Origin of the sequence: Leptolyngbya boryana PCC 6306, from assembly GCF_000353285.1 — a bacterium.
GTDB classification, from domain to species: domain Bacteria; phylum Cyanobacteriota; class Cyanobacteriia; order Leptolyngbyales; family Leptolyngbyaceae; genus Leptolyngbya; species Leptolyngbya boryana.
This window is the reverse complement of record NZ_KB731325.1, coordinates 403,053-421,905: the sequence shown is the minus strand read 5'-3', so window position 1 is coordinate 421,905 and position 18,853 is coordinate 403,053. Positions and strand designations below refer to the sequence as shown.

The window sequence follows — 18,853 nt, the reverse complement described above, 5'->3', positions numbered from 1 at the left end:
CTGCTACTTCGTACTCTATCGGGTTTCCAAAATCTTTTTGAGGTTCGGTAATGCTGCCTGGATCTGGTCGGATGAGGGGGCGGTTTGTTGAAAACTCTCGCGTGCAGATAATCGCTCCAGCCATGCGGTGAGTTTTGGGAAGGATGCCATCGAAATGCCAAACATCGGAACTGAACTCACCAGAGTTCCTGCCACAATATCAGCCAGGGTAAAAGTGTTGCCCGTCAAGTCATCTAGACCTTCAAAGAATTGCAGAATCTGGATGATGCGTTGCTGCGCCGTTTGCACTGTTGCCGCCTCAACAGGCAATCCAACAAGCTGTTTAGTCAGGGGGATCGTGGCGGGCTGTAAATCGGTGAGACAAATCATGCAAATCATACGGACAATTGCGATCGCATTAACATCATGAGGCAGAAGCGCGGTCGCTGGATATTGCGCTTCCAAATAATCTAGAATGGCTAGCGACTCTACCAGTATCAATTCATCATCAATTACAACTGGAACTCTTTGTAGAGGATTAATCTTTGTAAACTCTGCGGAGCATTGATCGCCATCCAAGTTGAGCAGAATTGGCTCAAAGGGAATCTGTTTCTCCAGTAAAGCAATCCAAACCCGTCGAGCGTTGATGGAGAGCGGAGCAAAGTAGAATTTCAACATAGATTTCTTCTTGCCTCATGCCTGGATTCTTGTCTTAACAGTACAGAACGCGATCGTAAACAATAAAGTTGCGATCGCTGCACTAATCGTTCGCACATGATTCCAGAATGTCCAGTTCATCAGGTATTTAGACCACAATGTTGCACCTTCAGGACTATTCGGTTTGACGCTTGCCAAGGCATCGTTCAACGGCACATTAAATGCGATCGTGACCCCAATCGAGCCAATCAGATAGAGCAAACTGCCGATGGGCAAATAAGCAGAATGAGGCTGACCCCACTTCAACCCGGTCAAGATGGCTAGAAGGAAGCAAACTACAGCCGTGCCAAACAGCGCCAGCATGAACAATGGGTTGATTGCTGTGATATTAATCGATTGCATAGCAGCAATCCCCTGCACGGGTTCGATGCGCGCCAGTGCAGGCATTACGAAAGTCGAGAAAGCAAAGAAAACGCCAGCGACTATCCCACTGCCGATTGCGGCGATTAACGTTAGCGTTGCGAGATTATTACTGAACACGATTGACCTCCAATACTCTATGTGCCGCCGTCGTTCGTTTGCGCTTCGCCGCAGTCATCCCGATTCGTACATCTTCAATGCGACGATCGACGAATGCTGATAATAGCTCCTCTTTGTTCCTGAAATATTGATACAGCAATCCTTTGGAGATTTGGGCAAGCTTTGTAATCTCTTCAATCGAGGTCGCATAATAGCCTTCTTACAAGAATAAGCTGAAAGAGATGGTCAGGATACGTTCAGTCGTTTCGCGTTGGATGCGTCGTTCTCTGCGGAGCGACGGGGCACAAATCTACTGACCACCTTCGGGGTAACAATACTCAGTCTTCGATCGCCTCAATACCCAATTGCTTCAGTCGCTCAAGGTTCTCCTTCATGGTCTTGAGCGCTTCTGGAGAGTGCCCCTGCCAATCCATAACCTCGCCCTTGACCCGCAGTGGTTCTCGCGATCGATAGGACTTGGTTGGATTCCCTGGGAATTTCTTGTCTGTCACATTGGGGTCATCCTCGATCGAACCCATCGGTTCCACAATGTAGATTCTGCCGAGTCCTTTCCCGATGGCTAATTCAGCCCCCCAGATTGCCGCATCCAAGGTGGCTGCTAGATAAACATAGGTCGCCTGCTTTCGCTGACCGTAGTTAGAGAGATAGCCAGGTTCAATCAAGTCCCCCAGTTTCAGATCTGCCCGTGTGCCATGATAAAGCGTCCACTCTGTGACCTCGCTGATGACCCGCAACGGCTCGCGGGAGCGGTATGACATCGACAGATGCTTCGGAGCCTTCTGATCCATTCGTTTGGGGGCGGCTTCAATCGAACCGAGCGGCTCCACAAGGTAGACTCTGCTGCGACCTTCACCGATTGCCAGTTCTGCTCCCCAAATGGCTGCATCCAAAATCGGGGTGAGGTAGACATCGGTTGCCGGAGAATTGCAGGACTCGATTAGGTCTCCTAGCTTCAGGTCTGCCTTTGTGCCGTAGTAGAACTGCTGCGAACTGATGTCCTGGGTTGCCATCGATTCGTTCCTCATACTGTTGTCTGCATTGAAATCACGGGATAGTTATAACTCTCTCTGACGACTAATCCATCTTTCCAATAACCGATCGAAAGTTGGTTGATTTTATTGTCAATTGTCTGATCACCATAGCGGATAGAGAAGTCATTGTACCAATTGGAAATAACAACAAAGTCATAGCGCTGATCGGCTGAGACTGCGACATCCTGACTGATTAACCTAGATTCTCTAAACTCTACTAACATCTCGTTAAAGAAGACAGCTCTCCCTTGGCGACAAGCTTCTTTACCTGTCGTGATCGTCCCGTCTCCTTCAATCATTACAATCTCCTCCGCATAGTATTTCTCCAATGCAACAGAGGTTTGAAAGGTCGTAACGAGATGGTTAATGTCTTCTAGCTTGGCCTGTAGTTCTTCGAGCGTCATCGCAATTGGTTTCTCCAAGGAGTTCTAGAACAGGGCAGAGTCTGATTATGGATCAAGCTTGTCTCGCTCAGATTGTAAAAAATTGACCTCAATTCGGCAAAACTACATGACAGGGATGAAAGCCTCGTTGGGTGAGGTACTCAGTGGGAGTGCAATCGGCAAAGGCTCGAAAGTCATGGATGAAGTGCGCCTGGTCAAAATAGCCACAGGTCAACGCAATCTCCATCCAATCGACTGGCGCTTTGACGGACAGTATCTTCAGCGCGTTCTGAAATCGTTGAATGCGACAAAACAGCTTTGGGGTCACGCCAACTTGATTACGGAATAATTGATTGAAATAGCGAGGACTGAATCCGGTTTGTTCAATGACTGCATTAATTGTTGAATTCGCCGATTGCTGAAACTGTTGCAATGCGAAATCGACCGCAGGATGGTGATCTGGCAATCGCATCATTTGCATTAAAAATTGCTCTAATATGTAAAAACGATGTTCTGGACTAAAGTGTTGGAGTAAGCATTCGCGCAATTCTGAAGCCTGAGTTTTCCAGATCTCATTTAAGGAAATCCTTTCGTTGTAAAGTTCACCAGCAGGCAGTTCAAAGAATGCAGCCCCGCCTCCTACTTTGAAATGCACGCCCATGATAGATATTTGATGAGCATCGCGAATAATAAAGTTTTCAGAATGTGTACCACAAAGCATGATGCCATTGGTACTACCCTGCTGCCTCCGACTTTGGCGATCGAAGAGTGGAATGCTATCTTCATTGAGATTGATGACTAATTCCATTGTCCCCATCGGCAGCAATCGGGTCTGCACCACTGACAAATCATTGCCTTCTCTCATCCAGAGAAATTCGATGAACTGTGAGAGAGGCGAAAGGGGCTGGTATGTCTTATAAATCATAGGTTGTGTTGATTAATCAGCCTCAACAGACATTCTTTAGGCTACCGTACCAACCCATTAATTGAGCCGTATAACGCTAACGCTCACCGGATGCAGATCGATCTCTGCCGAATCTGTCATAACCGACCTGAGTTAAAAACGATGGGTCTAGGAACAAATTGAAGAACATCGCTTGCCTAAATTCTATACCTACCCCACTGCCGCCATCTAAAGCAACCACCATAGAATCTGACGGCACGATTGCATCCGTTGTATCATCGCGACAACTGGGCTGCGGGCTGCAAACAGGGCTGCGTTAACCTTGATTCATAGAGAATTCATGTCTGAGATTTCAGAGTGGGCGGATCGGGTTCATCTGTCCAGTAATCGGTGCCCTCAAACTTACCAACTTTGCCAATCGATCTCGATAGCCACTTATCTGAGTCTGGGTAGTAACACACTTCATAGGGCAGATTCTCACCCACCATGAGAATATCGACCGTCTCATCGGTGTGATTGTAGAACTGATGAGCAATGCGTTCGCCCCGTGGAAATGAAATTGCATCCCCTGCTTTCACAACGATCGTTCGATCTCCATACCGTAGGGTCGCTTCGCCACTGAGGATCAGGCAAAATTCATCTTCGTGAACATGGTAGTGAAAGGGACAGGAAAGCGTTCTGGGGCGGAGCCGATCGACTCTCACTCCAATATGTCCTTGTTTGCGATCCATTGCCGATGAAGAGAGCCGCTTTGACCAACCTGCGTAGTGTTCAGAGTAATGCTCCTCTGTCCACTCCAGATCGTTCATGTTGATAATGTTGGGAATGTCAGACATACAACCTCTGCTTTCAAGAATGAGTAGAACGTTGCAATTGCTCAACTTATCCAGCCTGATTTTGATTCAACACTTGTTCAAGCTGCTCATCCCAAAAGGCTGCTTCTATCTTGTGCCCATCTAAATCACGCACAAAGCAACCGTAGTATGGTTCACCGTAGTCGGGTCTGCCACCCGGCGCACCTTCGTCTCTGCCTCCTACTGCGAGTGCTGCCTCATAAAAGGCGTGAACTGCTTCCTTCGTGGGCGCAATAAAGCCGATGTGAGTGCCATTCCCAACCGTAGCAGGCTGTCCATCGAATGGGGTTTCCACCCAGAATTCGGGGTACTGTTTGCCATACGCAATTGCACCTGGATAGTCCATTAGTCGCTTGCAGCCCAACGTTAGTAACACTACATCGTAGAAAGCAACTGCCTGTTCAAAATGATTCGTGCCGATCGAGACGTGCGAGAGAATGCTGGGATTAGCGCCCATATCTGAAGCCTCCAGGATTTGATGCGAAATTTGGCAGGTCAGGGAGTTGAAGTGGCGGTTTGAAGCTTGACGAGGGCTTGCATTATAACAAGTGTTTTTGTACTAAATCAATTGAATTATTTTTGCTTTTTTGAGACGAATCGATCACTGAACTTCGTGCAACCGACGCTCTAGGAAGCGGCGTTCACTGTCATTAGTCACGGTCCCCAGCGCACAGCTATAGCTCTGGGCGGCGGATTGAAAGTCCCCAATTCGCCGCAACAGATCGGCACGGGCGGCATGAAACAGGTGATAGCTATCGAGTTCAGTGGCAAGTCGATCCAGAAGGGTGAGCGCTGTCTGAGGGCTGTCTGTCATTGCGATCGCAACCGCCCGATTCAAGGACACGATTGGTGATGGGTGGAAGCGTTCCATTACCGCATAAAGCTGAACAATCTGTGCCCAATCGGTGTCTTCTGCTCGCGTGGCTTGGCAATGGAGGGCTGCGATCGCAGCTTGTAAAGCAAAAGCTCCCGTTCCACCCCGCAATGCTTCTTCAACTAATGGCAGCGCCTCAGCAATTTGTGCCTGATTCCAACAGCGACGATCCTGATCTTCGAGCAGCACTACATCGCCCTGCTCATCCAAACGGGCATCACGCCGTGCGTCATGCAGCAACATTAGCGCCAAGAGTGCCGTGACTTCTGGCGAGGGTTGCGGTGACAGTAAAGTTCTAACTAATCGACTGAGCCGGATCGCTTCCGCACACAAATCGGCTCTAATCAGTGACTCACCACGGGTCGCCGCATAGCCCTCGTTAAAAATCAGATAAATCATCGCTAGCACCGCCTCAATCCGAGTAGGCAGATCACTCGTCTCTGGTACTTTGTAGGGAATGCCTGCATCCCGGATTTTGCGCTTAGCACGAACTAATCGCTGTGCCATTGTTGTCGTCGGCACGAGAAAGGCGCGGGCGATTTCGTCGGTTTCCAGTCCGCCGAGCATTCGGAGGGTCAAAGCGACTTGGGTTTCGATCGCAAGTGCCGGATGACAGCAAGTAAAGATCAGCCGTAAGCGATCGTCTGGAATTTCATCACTGTCATAATTTGGCTCCTCACTCGCCGGAATTAGCCCAGAAGCAGCATACCATTCCAGTTTTTCGGTCATTCTGGTTTTGCGGCGGAGGAGATCGATCGCTTTATATCGTGCCGTCCGAATGATCCAAGCACGGGGAAGATGCGGAATTCCTGACTGCCACTGATTGACTGCCGCCGCAAATGCTTCCTGCGCTGCCTCTTCCGCAATGTCAAAATCTCCGACCAGCCGAATCAGAATGGCGATAATCCTTCCCCATTCAGACCGATAAACGGAGTCGATTGCGTGACTGACCTCTGCTGCTGATTTTGGAGTTGCCATCGCTGACCTCAGAATTTTTTTAGCAAATCTGTCGATTTGAGAAATTCCCATTCGACTCATTGATAAAGGAGGAGTTCGATCGTACTGGATGAAAAAAAGTTTTGGCAACGTGTCGATCTGCGCCAACGTCATTCGACGCATCAACACAAGGAGGCAATTTTATGAAATATGTGCTGCTGATCTATATGGAAGAGACTGCCATGAGCGACACTGAGCGCGAACAGTGTTACGGCAAATCCGCCCAACTCGCGCAAGATCTGCACTCGAAGGGGCAATTTCTCGCAACGGCTCCCCTTCACTCCGTTGCTACGGCAACCAGTATCCGAGTGCGAGAAGGAAAATCCCTCGTCACCGATGGACCGTTTGCGGAAACCCGTGAGCAGCTCGGTGGATTTTTCTTGATCGAGGCTGCGGATCTGGATGAAGCGATCGCGATCGCCACTCAAATTCCAGGCGCGAAAGTTGGAACCGTCGAAATTCGTCCGGTCATTGAAGTTGCAGGACTCCCCGCACAGTCCTGACTATCCTTAACCTCTTGAATTGAAGGAGAACCCTGATGCTAAACAATTCTAAAATCACGCCCTGTCTCTGGTTTGATGATCAAGCCGAAGCCGCCGCGCAATTTTATACGTCGATTTTTCGCAATTCCAAGATTGTCCACATCAGTCGCTATGGAGAAGCTGGACAGGAAATTCACGGAAAACCAGCCGGAACTGTCATGACCGTAAGCTTTGAACTAGAAGGTCAGTCGTTCACAGCCCTAAACGGAGGTCCAACCTTTAAATTCAACGAGGCGATTTCCTTCCAAGTCTTCTGTGATACCCAGGAGGAAGTGGACGATTACTGGGAGAAACTGTCTGCGGATGGGGATGAAACTGCACAGCAATGCGGCTGGCTCAAAGATCAATACGGAGTCTCATGGCAAATTATTCCTCATATTCTCATTGAGTTGCTCAATCACCCCGATACGGCAACTGCTCAAAACGTTACAACTGCCATGCTGCAAATGAAGAAGATTGAGATTGATGAACTCAAGCGGGTTGCTGCTCGTTAGCAGTTCCTTCAGAGTGGCGCTTTGCGCAAATCAGCGCGCCAAACCCTTAGCAATTCAACTTAAAACTACTCCACAGGAGATTTCACAATGAAAGTGATGGTCATTGTTAAAGCAACCCAAGACTCTGAAGCCGGAATCATGCCGAGCGAACAGCTTTTGACCGAAATGGGGCAATACAATGAAGAATAGTCAAGGCAGGCATCTTGCTTGCAGGTGAGGGGCTTCATCCTAGCTCAAAAGGGGTGCGAGTTCACTTTTCAGGAAGCGATCGCACTGTCATCCAAAGACCCTTCACCCCATCGCAGGAGCTCGTTGTAGGGTACTGGCTGTGGCAGGTGAACTCGATCGAAGAAGCCATTTCCTGGGTCAAACGCTACCCCAACCCAATGCCCGGAGAATCTGAGATTGAGATTCGCCCCATCTTTGAGGCAGAGGATTTTGGTGAAGCGATGACCCCCGAATTAAGGGAGCAAGAAGATCGCATTCGCACCCAGGTTGAGACGCGACAGCAACAGTAGCTTCATCCCTCCATCGTGCAAGTCACGCACGACCGATTCGCGCATCAAACAACAATTGATTATTCAAGGAGGACACAATGCAACTTAATTCTTACCTGATGTTCAATGGCAACTGTGATGCAGCATTCAAGTTCTACGAACACTGTTTTGGCGGCAAAATTGTCACGCGGATGACACACCAGGAAGCACCCTCCGCCGAAAACGTTCCTTCAAACTGGCAGGACAAAATCATGCACATTTGCCTCGATTTAGGAGAGCGCCTTTTGATGGGATCGGACAGTCCGCCAGGATATTTTGAATCTCCCCAAGGCTTCTACGTTCAGATCAGCCTCGACGACCCCGCCGAGGCAGACCGAATTTTTCAGGCTTTAGCTGAGAACGGAACCATCAGAATGCCGTTTGAGCAAACCTTCTGGGCATTTCGATTTGGCATGTTAGTCGATCAATTTGGCACACCATGGATGATCAACTGCGAGAAAGCTGTTTGATGCTTCAGACCTTCAAGCGAACCGCAATTCAAAACAATTGATTAAAGGAGCAAAAGCAATGGAAACAACGCAAACACACCCAGAATCAACACAGCATTCTGAACCCCAAAAAGAACATCAGTGGCTGCAAAAACTCGTTGGAGAATGGACGTATGAAACTGAAGTCACAATGGGAGCCGATCAACCGACGGAAAGAGCGACGGGAACCGAAACTGTGCGTTCTCTCGGTGGACTTTGGATACTCACTGAAGGGCAGGGCGAGATGCCGGGTTGTGGTTCTGCGACCACACTGATGACGATCGGCTATGACCCGCAGCAACACCGCTATGTGGGAACCTGGATTGGGTCAATGATGACCTATCTCTGGCAGTATGAGGGAGAACTAGATGCAGGTGAAACGACGCTCACGCTCTATTCCGATGGACCTGCCATGACAGGCGATGAGAAGCTAGCAAAATACAAAGACGCGATCGAGTTGAGAAGTGACGATCATCGTGTCATGACCTCCCAAATGTTAGGAGATGATGGGCAGTGGCATCACTTCATGACCACAAATTACTACCGGAAGCAATAAGCTAAACTTACCAGGGTGGAACTGAGTGACATTGACCGCTCAAGCAATCTTCCTCAGAAATCACTGTGGGTGTTCTGAAAATGTATTAGCAAGCCCATTGCAACCAAAAAATTAAAACCTCTGCGGTGAAACTTGATGAGCTTCATCGCAGAGTAAAGCACAAGCAGTAGAGCGGTTAGTTAGGCTTCATTGACTTCAATCCAATGAATCAGAACGGGGGAATGACCTTGCAGGTGTAACAAACCGTTCCAAAGTTCAGCTAGTTTGATTCGATCACAGTAGCAAATCGGCTCAGAAGCATCCCAATTAATTTTCATCAGAAGCGTTCCGCCTATGGCAGGAACAGGACGATACTGCTGCCCAAGTGCATCTAAATTTTCTTCGAGTCCTCCTGAATCTTTTACATCTTCGATGATTGATTCCATCGAGCCATCTGGAAAGGTTGTGATGGTATAGTGATGGTCATTCATTGCAACGCCACAGGAAACGTAACCGATTCCAGAGTTGTACTGCTCGAATTCATACCAAATCTGTTGAAGCAGATCGCGATCGCTAATTGATAAGATTTCAAGTGCCATTCGCCTTTCTCCATAAAGGTAGAACCTCATTGCCCTCGTGCTAGCGAGTCTAATAACGCTTGTTCTTTCAGCAAAGTTTTTAACACTTGCCATGCTTGACGGAATGCCAAATCCTGCATGAGCGATCGACTGAGGCGATCGGTTAGCTCCGCAATCGGGCGAAGTTGCCGAACTTTCAACTGTTCCAGTCCAGCTAAATCCGTCCAAATGAAGTCAGGGATAGAATCGCGATTCCAAAGAATGCCAAATTCCCGTGCACGAGTCTCCAAATGCCGTGCGCTGAAATCGATGATTTCGGTATAGGTGCATTGACCTGGATCAGGATGAGCAATCCAGCAATGAAACTCCAGATCCGGAATCAAAGGGTGGTGAGCATCAAAGCAGAGTGCATACCAAGCACCTGATCCATCGGGGTCAGGGCTAGTAAAAATCTCGAACGTTCCGGCGTAGAAGCTGTATTGGGATTTGGGATACAGATGCCTTAATGCCAGTGTCCCAAGTAGAGCGTACCAAGCACAAGCCACTTCAGGAGCAGAATGATAGCGGCAAACTGTGACCTGAACGAGTTGATCGATCGTTGCACAATCAAACCGAGCAGCTTCGGGGATAGAATGAGCTAAAGGCATGGAAAAATTCGTCATACAAGATCTCCAAATTCAGTCAGTCGTGAAATAGGTGTGACAAAGCTGGGAAACGGCCTGAAGTGCCTGAAGACTGTCTTGCATCGGAACCGTTTCGGGAATCAAATCCACAGGCAGGCGAGTCTTTTCAATCAGCCAATTGATCACCACACCCTTTGCCACACGCCGACTTGCTTCATCGAGTTGGGTCTGTGTCGTTTGTTCTGCATCAGCGATCATTTGATTCACCGTTTGCCAAGCGCTGATGCGGTATTGGATATAGAGAGTAGCCATTGAGACCGTTGCTTTCAGAAAACATCAGTGTTCTCGTGCTAACGAGGCATCATTGACATTAATTAGTACCCGTAACGTCCTAATCGCTCTTCGAGGTAAATCTCGTATTGTCGATCCTCTGGAGCTTCGCGAAGCGAATCGTAGTATTGGTCTTCTCGCTGAGATAGCAGTTCATGTTCTTGCATCTCAATTCTTTCCTTTGCGATCGCATCAACAAAAAAGATCACCTCAGATGAGGCAATCTTCTTGAGGTTCTACCAGCCCTTATCTGGTGCAGACGGAGCTTGAGCAGATCGGCTTGATAGCACATCTAACACCGCACCATTTTGAGCGCGGAAGTTGCCTGACCAAGCCTTGATCTGAGCAGACGTGATGTTGATGGCTTTGACATTCGGATCGTAGCCAGCAGCTTGCAACAACTGCATTGTGATCAGATCGCGTTGCTGCTTGAACTCAGGAGCCTCAGCCGGAAGATGCCCTTCAAGCTGGTACGTAGCAACTCGATAAGCAGGCGCTCGTAAGCTCAAACCAAGATTGTAGCGAGTGGCATGATAGTGAATGTCGCTGCTGTACAACGGTCTACCAAATGTCTTCTGAAACTCGTCACGAATGATTCCGAAGAATGCTTCCATGAACTGGGATTCAGCAGTTCGATCAACAGTCGGAGCTTGAGTAGCAGGAGCTTCTGTTACTGAAGTTGCAACGGTATCGATCTCAGGCACAGACCCTTCAGATTGCAATGCTTCTCTTTCGAGGGTTGCTGCATGATTAGAATTCTTCTTGCTAGCCATAATGAAATCTCCTAATGAATGAATGAGTCAGAATCAAACCCATGATTTCGCCGCTAGGCGGCTGTCTCTTGAGTTCTAAATCCTAATTTTCTTCACAGATTTGCCGCTAGGCGCGGTTCATGGTTTGAGTTGAAATGGTTTGCCTCACTATGTTCAATCCGCATCCGAAGTTTGTGTCAACCTGTTGTCCAATCGGCTCACAAATAAGGTGATCCCGCAGGTAATTCACCAAATTTCCAGAATTCCGAGGCTCATCCTGTCGTACAGTAACGATCAATTGCTCACTTCTTTCAGTAAAGCCATGATCCAGACTGATTCATCTGCCCTACAAGCTCGCAATCGATTACTCGCGATGTTTGTGCTAACGTGCATTCTAGACACTGCCTTGGTGATCCTGGCGCGAGACCGATGGGCATTTGGTCGCATCGCATTTACTCTCATTGTGATCTACTTTGTCTTGCAAGGGCGTACCTGGGCAAAGTGGCTTCTCATTGGAATTTGTAGTGTGCTGGTTGTGCTGCTGATTGCAATGGTTGTGGCGCTGAATACAAAACTCTCTATTGCTTTGACGCTTGGAAGTTTGCTGCTGTCTGTTCTTAGTGCAGTGATTGTGATATATATGCTTAGGAGCCAAGATTTAAGTCGCTATTTCGCTTATAAGAGGCAGTCCCATCGCTTGAATTAGTTTGGCAGCCCGAGATTTCCTCATAGAGGAATTGCTGAGCAACGGCATGAAGGTAAATTCTCTATTCCAGTTTGCTCAGTCCTTGGAGAAAACTTCTCTGATACGACGGTTTTCTAAGAGATTACATAGCACTTTTGCTCATCGTTGTTATATCCTTGAGAGAGTGGTGCTACAGTCAGCGAGAACGATCGCGACTATGCCAAATTTGAAATAATCCTCCAGTCAGCAACGCTATCAGCAACAGTGGTAGTACTGCACCACCTACAAGTATTTATGCACCAACGATCGCACCGATTGCTGAACTAAAAAGCGCAATTATTTTGTCACTACTTGACAAGCAAATCCCACGTTGCTCGTAGATGACAAGCAACGTAAACGCTAATAAAGCAAGTTAAGAAAAGCCCTGTGCAAACAAAAGCAATCTGTATAACATGGAGCAAGCTTGATTCTCCAGTTTCTATATCAACAATGAAATTTTTCCAAAGTTTGAAAAATTACAGGTTGGCTGATTTAGCTAACCTATCTGTCTATTGAGACGGAAAAATCGTCCAACATAAGCATTCATGCTGATCCGGTGCGTCTTGAATCATAGATCGAACACGAGGATCAAGCTCATCGACATAGATTTCGATCTCGCTTTCTCTGATTCTGAGTGAATGATCGACATTCTCAAAGCACAACCCTAGCTGATTGATCTCGCCCGGCAGCAAGGGTCTGGTCTGGGACTGGAAAAGTTGCAGATCCGGTTCATTACAGTTCTAGTTCATCAGATTCAGGAAATATATCCTCTGCTAACAGCTTCATAACCTGATGCCAGATCGCTTCGCCTTCTTGCCCGACAGTTTCAAATACCCTTGCGAATCGTTGCCGTTGATCACCAGACAATTTCTGCTCCAAATACAAACCCTGTCGTGTCAGTGTCAGCCGCTTGACTCGGCGATCGTTCTCATCAGCATTTGATTCGATTAGCCCTAATTGGGTCAGTTGCCGGAGGGGTGCGTTCAAAGACTGCTTGCTGACGTTCAGCAGGGTCAGTAGGTTATTCACACTCAAGCCAGGATGACGACCAACAAAATACAAGATCCGATGATGAACACGCGAAAGCCCTCGCTCTGCAAGGATGGCATCGGGCTTGGCAATTACAGCCCGAAAAGCAAAATGCAATGCTTCCAACGCTTTATTCAGTTCTTGCTCGCGCTGATGATCGAGATCATTTAGGTCAATCATATTGACATATTAAATGATGTTTGGATAAATTCAATATGTCAACATGGTTGACCTATTTCGTCTAAATGTCATTTAATCGGAGACCGTTGTGAACAAGTCCCCTATTTCAGCACACTCTGTTTCAGCAACAATGGGCAAAACGATCTACCCAGAACCCCATACGGCGATCGTCAAAGGGCGACTGAAACGTAAATTAGGCGACTATTTCGGGCTGACTCAGTTCGGAGTCAATTTGACAGAGCTTTTACCAGGTGCTGTGTCTGCTCTGATTCACAGTCACTCCAAGCAAGATGAATTCATTTGGATTGTGTCGGGATCTCCAATTTTGGTGCTAGGAGAACAAGAATTTCCGCTAAGTCCAGGGGATTGCTATGGCTTCAAAGCTGGAACCGGAATAGCTCATCAACTGGCGAATCGATCGCCAGAAACGGTGACATATCTGGAGATTGGCGATCGTACCCCAGGCGATGAAGTTGAATATCCCAACGACGACCTCAAAGCCACTCAATCAACAAACGGGGAATGGATACTCACCCACAAAGATGGTCGCCCCTACTCGAACTAACCTTGCAGTTTACAGGAGCAACAATGTTAACTCAACAACAGGCTCATCAACTTGCCTCAGAATGGATTCAAGCCTGGAATTCTCACAATCTCGATGCAATTCTTAGTCACTATGATGAGGACATTGTTCTAGTGTCTCCGATTGCAGCTAAGTTGCTGAATGAGTCTTCAGGAACAGTCAACAGTAAAATAGCGTTACGTGCATATTTCAAAAAAGGGCTGGAGGTGTATCCAACTCTCAGGTTTGAATTGGTGGATGTCCTATGGGGTGTGCAGAGTGTGATGTTTTACTACATCAACCAAAATGGAACAAAAGCAGGTGAGCTTGTGGAAGTTGATTTAACTGGAAAAATTACACGAGTCATCGCTAATTACAATGGATAAAGAGAGAAGTTTCGCTTTCTGCCACATTGGTCATTGCGTTGGGCTACATGGGGATGCTTGATCCTCGCTTCCTATATTTTCTCACAGGACAACGGAAAAGCGATCTCGCGATTCTGTTCATGCTAGCAACAAGAATTTTCCAAAGTTTGAAAAATTACAGGTCAGTTTGTTTAGCAAATCTATGACGATCGCTCTATTAAGCTGATTTACCTTGTCGAGATGTATTTTAGAAAGCTTAAGTTTCTCAAGAGCATTGCAGTATTTGAGGAACATAGCTAAGATGTCCCTCAAAAATGCATTACGATAGCTACAACTGTCGAGCTTCGTTTTTTCTTCAGATTGAGGTCGCGCGATGTCTCATAACACAGAGAACAATTTGGGAAAAGAGTCTTTTACAGATCTAGCAGCCCTACCCACTAGCCGCCAGGAGCAAGTCGATCAATTATTATTCAGCGATAGTATTGACGATCTGTTGACAAGTGGCGAACTTCACATTGATGACTTCCCCGTTGATGAACCTATTGTCTCTGATGAATCGCTGGCGTTCTTCAAAGCTTATGCAGCGGAAATGGATGAGCGGATTGCTCGTGGAGAAATCACACCGATTGTTGCTGATGACTTCTAGTTTGTCACACCACAAATTTGCCTAGCTTTTATTTTTGCGAGGCTGCAATGGCTTTGAGCTGTGTTCAATACGATGCGAAATTACTTCGCCCAATTGATACGGCAGCTAAAGAAGTTGATCACACGCTGCTTGAGCATTTGATCGAGGTCGAGCGACAGCGAGTCGGCGACTGGACAACGCGCTATGTCACAGCACAGATTTACGAAGGTGTAACAGCAGCCGATTTGAGGGCGTTTCGAGAGTTGGAACTGCAACTGATTCTCGCCAATGGTAAATGGGCTTATTTCACCGATGTACAGACAGCCGCTCTCGTTCAGCGTCAAGTAGCTCGATCAAGTGATGCGATCGCATACGGTAGCTTATTTCTCTCTCATGCCAATGCGTCTACTATTCAATCTGAAGCCAAAATCTTGATCTTGGACGATGCCGCAACAATCGCTCAACTTCCTCAAATACAAAAAGCACTAGAAAATGATTTTAGTGAAGCAGAACTACAAGAAGTTCACAAAAAATTAGGCGACTGCTACAGCTTAGTTTCTTCTAATCTTGCTCATGCAGTTGCTTATTCACCGGGTCAAAAGCAAGTCAAAGATCCAAATCGTTCTCCCTTTCAGTTTCGAGCAGGATCACCAGGGATTCCAGGAGTGATTAAAGGAACCTGTCGGGTAAGTGAGTGGTGCGATCGCTTACAAGTCGATGCAATTCTGTCACTTTCATCATTCAAGGCAACTCAACGATCGAATGGAGAAAAGCCACAGCTTGTCGGTGTGCAACTTGTTCCTGATTTCTTCTTTGCAAACAAAACCTATGCTGCGACCACTCAACAAAAGCGAGGGTTACAACCTGCTTTAGTCACTCCCGAAGCCACACAGCAAGAAGTGTTGCCGAAGCTTGTTGAAAAAGCGATCTCCGTTGCTCAAATTCAAGCAAACTCGAAAGACGCAACCGACTATTATTTAGCTGTTGCTGAACGAAACCGTAACGAATCTGATGAAGAAGTAGAGGTAGAGGAAGAAAGTGTAGAAGAACTCTACATCGATCCAATCTACGAAATTCTCAAAGCTGATTCATTCGAGCAAATGCAAGGACATCCGAAAGTAATGGATGCGATCGCGAAAGTTCTGCATCATGAGTGGATGGATGCAGTTACAGTAGGGATTTACACACCTTCTGCGATCGCTCAACCTCACGCTGAACTCCAATCCTGGGAATGTTGCTTTCGAGAATTGCCGCATGGTGCATTAGTGTCACTGTATCGCTCTCCGTTGGGCAACATTGCTGGAATCGGCACCTTTATCAATAACACAGAGCAACTTAGAGAAACGGATGCAGAAGCCTTTCGACAGCAAGGCGTGATTTATCTCAATCCTTGGTCTGCTGCGAATGTTTTGATCACAGATTTTGATGGCGATCGTAACGCGATCGTTCCAGGCTATGCAGCAATTTCACCTGGAGCAACAGTTTACAGTCTACAAGAACAACTTCAAGAGATTTCTGATCCTCGAAGTGCCTATGAAGCAGCACAAGCGCTTTTTATCACCGCGATTCAAGACGCAACCATTTTTGCTCCAACTGAATTCCCTGTTTTTGTTGCGGAAGTCTTGGATAAAAATCGACCAGAGGTGCGCCCAATCGCAGTCAACAAAGAACTGAAGATTGAACGTCAAGGCACGATCGAAGAGTGCGCCATTCATGCAGCAAACAATCCGACAGGTATTGTTGCTAATCTAGGCATGAAAATCGATTCGCTGTACTGGGATATTGCTTATCTCACCCCAGAACAACGCCCTGCTTATCTTCAGCAAATTTGTTTGCACTATACCAAAGTTTTAGAACGTGCAGCAATTCCTCAGCCTGAAGACTATGAGACAGTGCTATCAAGTGGAGATTTACAGTTTCACGAGCGTCTTCAGCAAATTGTAAATGAGGGTCATCAGGTCTTTCAACTTCCAGAACAAGCCCGAACAGAAGCTGCTGGACTCGTGCTTCAGCAAGTCCAAACGTTACTGTGGGACGTGAAAGCAATTATTGCAATGAATCTGCAACGTGCCGTAGACTCACCGAAAAGTGCGAGAGAGGTTGCATGGCAACTTCACACCTTTGCTGCCACGCTTGGAAAATACAAGGATAATGCGTTATTAAACCATCGCAAGGATACAGATTTATATCAATCCCTCAAGCCAGGAGAAACACCTGAATCAGTTCGTATCTTACCGACTAGCACAGTCGATCCGGTTGCCCAGATTGCTCAAAGCGTGAATCAGCATTACCGAGAAGTCGTGCTAACCTCTCGCAGCCGCGATGTTTTCTTACCTTTATTTCCAAGCCGTGAGCAAGGTGGATTTAGTGAAGCGCAAGCAGAAATAGCGCGATCGTGGATTGATGACTACAATGCCACGATTCAAAGGGCTGCTATCGCACAAGAGCGGGCAAAAATAGAAGTGGGTCCCAGTCTTGTAATTCAATCGATCAGTGGTCGCCAGCTTCGAGTGGTGAACCTCACCAGTTGCGATCGCGAGGGAAATTCCTCAATCTGGCAGGCGGCACGTCAAGGTACTGCCTTAGCGTTTCAGGTTGGACTCAATCCAGATTGGCGCACGAAAACACAGTTTCCCTATGCTATTTTCTTCAACTCCTCTCAGCCTGCTGGCTTCATCAGCCTAGAAACCGTCCACCTCAATCAATCCTGGCTACAACACGCCACTGCTAAAAAACCAATTAACATCGCGACTGAGCGGATTAAGGAGTTTAATTTTGAACCGCACATGACGATCGCGCAAGCCAAAGCAGCAATTACTGAAGCAGCGCAGAAAATTGCTAGACAAGCTGAATTATTAGTAGAGTGCGACCGAACTTCAATGGCAGCTGCACTCTGGCATCAGGGTGGACAGCATCTAGTCATTCAAGCTTTTCATCCAGAATTATGTCAGCAGCTCCGGTCATTGCACCTTCAGACAATGACCGTTGTTGGACTGCAACACCCAACCAATCTGCATCGAGGACAAACCTTTTCAAGGGAACCATGCGCGATCTCAGTCGCCGTTGAAACCAATTCAGAAAGTCCGATCGCAGGGCGAACAGTTTTAAAAGTTGAAGGAAAAACGCTGGCTCCTTTCTCAACCGATAGTTATCAACTGCCGATTGGAACTCAGGGTGAAGCGCGGATCGTGCCGGAAGTTCCAGCGATTGTCAAAGCAATTTTGCCGAATGGAACACCGATTAAAATTAATCAAGTTCAAGCACATCATTTTGCAAATCAAGTTTGGAGTAATGAAACCGTTGAACTTGGCATGAAACGCCGAGAACGCGAAGGGAGCAAATGGTCTGATCTTGTTCTAAACATGCGCGACTCGGCTGGACACTTGCAAGATTTAGGCATTGTCAGTACTGCAAAAGACCGCCAAGCTGTGGAAGCTGCGTTTCGGCAAGTGTCTCCCGTTCTGAAGCGGGAAACGACGATCGTGGCAATGCTCACCTCAGACATTGCTCGACTTGCCACCGTTCATCTAATTCCCGAAAGCTTGCAGCTACCTAACGCGAACTCGCTGCAAGTCCGGGCTGAGTATAGCAATCCTCAAGGAATTCAAAAGCAAGCTTACGCGATCATGACCAAAAACTTAAACTTAGGAGCGCGATCTATCTTACTATCAGAGATTGAAGCACAAATCGGGCAGCCACTGAACTATGCGCGATCTCATCCCAACCAAGAATTTCCTGTCACTCGAATTCGCAGCGGACTCGGAGGCTACCATGGCCGTGAAATTGCTGCGTTGTGGTCAGAAAGACTAATTCCAGAGAATGGGCGATTGCCTCAGTCATTTATTGAAGCTATTCAAGCAAGCCATCCAGATGCAGAACCTTTGAGTGAAAAAACTATCTCAGGCTATTGTCCAAGCCGAGGCGAACTTTTTCAGTGGTATCAGGCATATCAACTTCGCGCGCAAACGCACCCCCATGATCCTCAAAAGCTAAAACAAGACCAAGAAGGGATGGCACACGTTGAGGCAATTCGACTTCGACAAAAAACAGAAGGACTGGCACAGATTCAGGGGCAAATCCTAGATGTATCCAACAATGATTTTCGGAATCCAGCAGTCGTTCTATCTGCTGAAGAATACCAACGGATGCAAAAAGCAATTCTATATTTTCGCCAAGCTTCGCCAGCCCATACCCAAGCCTCTAGAATTTGCCATAGCCCATCCTTTATAAATCCAATCATACTGAGACATTGAATCCACTTCTAAGGCATAA

The 18,853-nt window shown here is 47.2% G+C and carries 24 protein-coding genes and 2 pseudogenes; 10 read left to right on the top strand and 16 right to left on the bottom strand.

Features of this window, described 5'->3' with window-relative positions; genetic code table 11:
- Positions 1–15: 15 nt before the first annotated feature.
- The 10 genes and pseudogenes from LEPBO_RS0132740 to LEPBO_RS0132705 form a co-directional block, all read right to left on the bottom strand.
- Positions 16–657, bottom strand: coding sequence for a glutathione S-transferase family protein (locus LEPBO_RS0132740; RefSeq protein WP_017291826.1), 642 nt, complete (start codon positions 655–657; stop codon positions 16–18).
- Between the two features lie 15 nt (positions 658–672).
- Positions 673–1,176, bottom strand: a complete 504-nt coding sequence (locus tag LEPBO_RS0132735; RefSeq protein WP_017291825.1) for an anthrone oxygenase family protein — start codon at positions 1,174–1,176, stop codon at positions 673–675.
- Positions 1,166–1,363, bottom strand: a pseudogene (locus LEPBO_RS45510) (TetR/AcrR family transcriptional regulator); the annotation flags it as partial. The gene LEPBO_RS0132735 and the pseudogene LEPBO_RS45510, both read right to left, overlap by 11 nt.
- Positions 1,364–1,493: 130 nt before the next feature.
- Complete coding sequence (gene arr, locus LEPBO_RS45180; RefSeq protein ID WP_277876599.1) at positions 1,494–1,910, bottom strand: NAD(+)--rifampin ADP-ribosyltransferase; 417 nt, start codon at positions 1,908–1,910, stop codon at positions 1,494–1,496.
- Positions 1,893–2,186 (bottom strand): annotated as a pseudogene (locus tag LEPBO_RS45175) (NAD(+)--rifampin ADP-ribosyltransferase); the annotation flags it as partial. The gene arr and the pseudogene LEPBO_RS45175, both read right to left, overlap by 18 nt.
- 11 nt (positions 2,187–2,197) lie before the next feature.
- Positions 2,198–2,611 (bottom strand): hypothetical protein, encoded by a 414-nt coding sequence (locus LEPBO_RS0132725; RefSeq protein ID WP_017291823.1) that lies wholly within the window; start codon positions 2,609–2,611, stop codon positions 2,198–2,200.
- Positions 2,612–2,699: 88 nt separating this feature from the next.
- On the bottom strand, positions 2,700–3,515 hold the full coding sequence (locus LEPBO_RS0132720; protein ID WP_026149092.1) for a helix-turn-helix domain-containing protein: 816 nt from the start codon (positions 3,513–3,515) through the stop codon (positions 2,700–2,702).
- Between the two features lie 317 nt (positions 3,516–3,832).
- A complete protein-coding gene (locus LEPBO_RS0132715; RefSeq protein WP_017291821.1) occupies positions 3,833–4,330 on the bottom strand; it encodes a cupin domain-containing protein in 498 nt (165 codons plus the stop codon).
- Positions 4,331–4,376: 46 nt separating this feature from the next.
- Entirely contained in the window at positions 4,377–4,805 is a 429-nt protein-coding gene (locus tag LEPBO_RS0132710; protein WP_017291820.1) for a VOC family protein, read from the bottom strand.
- Between the two features lie 144 nt (positions 4,806–4,949).
- A complete protein-coding gene (locus LEPBO_RS0132705; RefSeq protein ID WP_026149091.1) occupies positions 4,950–6,200 on the bottom strand; it encodes an RNA polymerase sigma factor in 1,251 nt (416 codons plus the stop codon).
- A 161-nt stretch (positions 6,201–6,361) separates the two neighbouring features.
- Here LEPBO_RS0132705 and LEPBO_RS0132700 point away from each other — a divergent pair, with 161 nt between their 5' ends.
- The 5 genes from LEPBO_RS0132700 to LEPBO_RS0132680 all read left to right on the top strand — a co-directional run bounded on the left by LEPBO_RS0132700 (position 6,362) and on the right by LEPBO_RS0132680 (position 8,834).
- The gene (locus tag LEPBO_RS0132700) at positions 6,362–6,721 is read left to right on the top strand and encodes a YciI family protein (RefSeq protein ID WP_017291818.1); all 360 of its coding nucleotides are present in this window, start codon (positions 6,362–6,364) and stop codon (positions 6,719–6,721) included.
- Positions 6,722–6,756: 35 nt separating this feature from the next.
- Complete coding sequence (locus LEPBO_RS0132695; protein ID WP_017291817.1) at positions 6,757–7,254, top strand: VOC family protein; 498 nt, start codon at positions 6,757–6,759, stop codon at positions 7,252–7,254.
- Between the two features lie 203 nt (positions 7,255–7,457).
- Positions 7,458–7,772: a YciI family protein gene (locus LEPBO_RS39145; RefSeq protein WP_242045187.1), complete on the top strand. Its 315-nt coding sequence runs from the start codon at positions 7,458–7,460 to the stop codon at positions 7,770–7,772.
- Between the two features lie 77 nt (positions 7,773–7,849).
- Positions 7,850–8,260 carry a VOC family protein gene (locus tag LEPBO_RS0132685; RefSeq protein ID WP_017291816.1) on the top strand — a complete coding sequence of 137 codons (411 nt, stop codon included), beginning with the start codon at positions 7,850–7,852 and terminating at the stop codon, positions 8,258–8,260.
- Between the two features lie 58 nt (positions 8,261–8,318).
- Positions 8,319–8,834, top strand: a complete 516-nt coding sequence (locus LEPBO_RS0132680; protein ID WP_017291815.1) for a DUF1579 domain-containing protein — start codon at positions 8,319–8,321, stop codon at positions 8,832–8,834.
- 179 nt (positions 8,835–9,013) lie between these two features.
- On the opposite strand, the gene LEPBO_RS0132675 is transcribed toward LEPBO_RS0132680, so the two are convergent.
- The 5 genes from LEPBO_RS0132675 to LEPBO_RS0132655 all read right to left on the bottom strand — a co-directional run bounded on the left by LEPBO_RS0132675 (position 9,014) and on the right by LEPBO_RS0132655 (position 11,117).
- Positions 9,014–9,412: a hypothetical protein gene (locus LEPBO_RS0132675; RefSeq protein WP_017291814.1), complete on the bottom strand. Its 399-nt coding sequence runs from the start codon at positions 9,410–9,412 to the stop codon at positions 9,014–9,016.
- A 26-nt stretch (positions 9,413–9,438) separates the two neighbouring features.
- On the bottom strand, positions 9,439–10,053 hold the full coding sequence (locus LEPBO_RS0132670) for a hypothetical protein (RefSeq protein WP_026149090.1): 615 nt from the start codon (positions 10,051–10,053) through the stop codon (positions 9,439–9,441).
- A gap of 15 nt (positions 10,054–10,068) precedes the next feature.
- A complete protein-coding gene (locus LEPBO_RS0132665) occupies positions 10,069–10,326 on the bottom strand; it encodes a hypothetical protein (RefSeq protein WP_017291812.1) in 258 nt (85 codons plus the stop codon).
- A 62-nt stretch (positions 10,327–10,388) separates the two neighbouring features.
- Positions 10,389–10,553, bottom strand: coding sequence for a hypothetical protein (locus LEPBO_RS44195; protein ID WP_017291811.1), 165 nt, complete (start codon positions 10,551–10,553; stop codon positions 10,389–10,391).
- Positions 10,554–10,580: 27 nt separating this feature from the next.
- Positions 10,581–11,117 carry a hypothetical protein gene (locus tag LEPBO_RS0132655; RefSeq protein ID WP_017291810.1) on the bottom strand — a complete coding sequence of 179 codons (537 nt, stop codon included), beginning with the start codon at positions 11,115–11,117 and terminating at the stop codon, positions 10,581–10,583.
- Between the two features lie 301 nt (positions 11,118–11,418).
- Between LEPBO_RS0132655 and LEPBO_RS0132650 the strand changes: the two genes are divergently transcribed.
- On the top strand, positions 11,419–11,802 hold the full coding sequence (locus tag LEPBO_RS0132650; protein WP_017291809.1) for a hypothetical protein: 384 nt from the start codon (positions 11,419–11,421) through the stop codon (positions 11,800–11,802).
- Between the two features lie 750 nt (positions 11,803–12,552).
- Here the strand turns inward: LEPBO_RS0132650 and LEPBO_RS0132640 are convergent.
- Positions 12,553–13,029, bottom strand: a complete 477-nt coding sequence (locus LEPBO_RS0132640; RefSeq protein ID WP_017291807.1) for a MarR family winged helix-turn-helix transcriptional regulator — start codon at positions 13,027–13,029, stop codon at positions 12,553–12,555.
- Positions 13,030–13,117: 88 nt separating this feature from the next.
- On the opposite strand from LEPBO_RS0132640, the gene LEPBO_RS0132635 reads away from it, so the two are divergent.
- From LEPBO_RS0132635 to LEPBO_RS40580, 4 genes are all read left to right on the top strand, one after another.
- Positions 13,118–13,594 carry a cupin domain-containing protein gene (locus LEPBO_RS0132635; RefSeq protein WP_026149089.1) on the top strand — a complete coding sequence of 159 codons (477 nt, stop codon included), beginning with the start codon at positions 13,118–13,120 and terminating at the stop codon, positions 13,592–13,594.
- Between the two features lie 23 nt (positions 13,595–13,617).
- Positions 13,618–13,977, top strand: a complete 360-nt coding sequence (locus tag LEPBO_RS0132630) for a YybH family protein (RefSeq protein ID WP_017291805.1) — start codon at positions 13,618–13,620, stop codon at positions 13,975–13,977.
- Positions 13,978–14,329: 352 nt separating this feature from the next.
- Positions 14,330–14,602: a hypothetical protein gene (locus tag LEPBO_RS0132620; protein ID WP_017291804.1), complete on the top strand. Its 273-nt coding sequence runs from the start codon at positions 14,330–14,332 to the stop codon at positions 14,600–14,602.
- A gap of 47 nt (positions 14,603–14,649) precedes the next feature.
- A complete protein-coding gene (locus tag LEPBO_RS40580) occupies positions 14,650–18,834 on the top strand; it encodes an A1S_2505 family phage non-structural protein (RefSeq protein ID WP_017291803.1) in 4,185 nt (1,394 codons plus the stop codon).
- The last annotated feature ends 19 nt before the right edge of the window (positions 18,835–18,853 follow it).